Annotated in this window: 1 protein-coding gene; it reads left to right on the top strand. The window is 52.3% G+C overall.

The annotated features are described in order from the left end of the window. On the top strand, positions 1 to 306 hold a 306-nt coding region (locus tag J0A66_RS22660; RefSeq protein ID WP_206576057.1), incomplete at both ends, for an aminotransferase-like domain-containing protein.

The raw sequence follows: 306 nt of genomic DNA, 5'->3' as shown, positions 1-306 counted from the left end.
AGCAGTTTGAAGGCTTACGATAATCTGATTGCCGAGGGTTTCTTGTTCAGCGCTCCAAAACGTGGAGTGTTTGTGGCGCATAATCTGCCGGTGATTGATTTGCAGCCCCTGCCTGTATTGGATGCTCCTAAGCAGGAAAAACCCATGTTAGGTTTTGAATCTGTGGCCAATGTGGAAAACTTTCCCGCCCGCCAGTGGGCGTCCTGTTTGCGTCGCAGTTGGCTCAAGCCGGATGCTGACTTAATGATGGGGGAATACCCCAGTGGCTGGCCCTTGCTTAAACAGCGGGTGGCTGAATATCTGCGG

It is taken from the genome of Bowmanella dokdonensis (assembly GCF_017254865.1).
Classification (GTDB): Bacteria; Pseudomonadota; Gammaproteobacteria; order Enterobacterales; family Alteromonadaceae; genus Bowmanella; species Bowmanella dokdonensis.
The sequence above is the reverse complement of the archived record's forward strand: the minus strand, read 5'-3'. Positions and strand labels throughout refer to the sequence as shown.